Source organism: Dyella sp. 01N36 (assembly GCF_056399745.1).
The window spans coordinates 1-1,469 of sequence record NZ_JBFTRY010000361.1 but is presented as its reverse complement, the minus strand read 5'-3'; the positions used below and the strand labels follow the sequence as shown (position 1 = coordinate 1,469).

The 1,469-nt window shown below is 65.4% G+C and carries 2 protein-coding genes; one reads left to right on the top strand and one right to left on the bottom strand.

Going from position 1 to position 1,469, the window contains the following annotated elements; genetic code table 11:
* Positions 1–142 precede the first annotated feature (142 nt).
* Entirely contained in the window at positions 143–778 is a 636-nt protein-coding gene (locus AC1DMG_RS22105; protein WP_046970299.1) for a response regulator transcription factor, read from the bottom strand.
* 115 nt (positions 779–893) lie between these two features.
* Between AC1DMG_RS22105 and AC1DMG_RS22100 the strand changes: the two genes are divergently transcribed.
* Positions 894–1,469 (top strand): MASE1 domain-containing protein (locus AC1DMG_RS22100; protein WP_477181150.1); only part of this gene is annotated, 576 nt, incomplete at its 3' end.

The window sequence follows — 1,469 nt, the reverse complement described above, 5'->3', positions numbered from 1 at the left end:
GCGTCGCGTCGTTGTCGCTCCGTAGGTGGTCGCGCACAAGTGCGCTCCTACAACGAGCAAAGGCGTCGCGTCGTTGTCGCTCCGTAGGTGGTCGCGCACAAGTGCGCTCCTACAACGAGYAAAAGCGCGATGGTTTGGCGGATCAGTTCTTGCGCGGCAACAACCCGCGTTCGGCGGCCATGCGATAGAGATCCAATTCCGAACCGGCGCCGAGCTTGCCCATCAAACTGGCGCGGTGGATGTAGACGGTCTTCTGGCCGATGCCCAACTCACCGGCCACCTGCTTGGGTGCGCGACCTGCGGCCAGCAACAGGAAGACTTCACGCTCGCGTGCCGTCAATCGATGGATGGGATCGCGCGATTCGCTCGGCCGCTCGGCGCGACGCTTGCGCAGGTCGGAGCTGAGAAAACACTCTCCCTGCATCACCGCACGCAGGCCGGCGACCARTTCTTCGGGGGCCACGCCCTTGGTGACGTAGCCGCTCGCGCCGCGACGTAGGGCTTCGGATACATAGGGCTCGCCGTCGTGCATGCTCAGCACCACGATGCGGGTGTCCACGGCGACGCTGCGCAGATGCTCGATCAACGGCAGCCCGCTGCCATCGGGCAGCGAGAGATCGAGTGCCACGAGATGGGGACGACAGGTGCCGACCGCTTCGACCGCATCGTCGGCGCAGCGGCATTCCGCCACGACCTCCAGATCCGGTTCCAATTCGATCAGCCGCTTGAACCCCTCGCGGACAATGGCATGGTCATCGACCAGGACAATGCTGTACATGAACGCATGTATAGCAGCCTGCGGGGCGGTTGACGATCACCCTGCGCATGCGACCGGCCAAAAGCACGCCGGTGGCCGCGTAGACGCCCTCCCGACGCCATGTAACATCGACCGCATGCGACCTAAACACCCCGTGCTGCCCGGTTCCAGCCTCTTGCTCGGCATCGGCTATCTGCTGCTCTGGCTGCTGCTGTGGCCCACCGAGCAACCCTATTGGATGCTTCCCTACGGCCTGCGTTTCGGCGCACTGCTGCTGGCGCCCATGCGCATGTGGCCGTGGCTGCTCGGCGCGGAGTTTGCCGCCAGCGGGCTGATTTCCTATGTCCACCCGCAGCCGATGGGTTGGCATGGTTTCCTGCTCGGTGAATTGCCCGAGCCCCTCGTCGTCGCCATCTGCCTATGGCTGATGCGACGCGCGAACCTGCACGCCAGCCTGCGCGATCCCGAAGACGTGGCCCGCCTGCTGCTGTCAGCCGCCTTCACCGTGGCAGCCACCACGGCGACGGATGCGGTGCTGATGGCCTTGGTCCATGCCAGCCCCACCACCGAGCTGATGATGCAGGCGTTGGGCCAGGACCTGCTGGGCAACTACGTCGGCGTGCTGCTGGTGGTGCCGCTGCTGGTGATGCTGCTGCGGGCTCGGCTCGACAAGCGCGGCCTGGGGCGCCTGTTGATGGACGGCCTGCTGGTG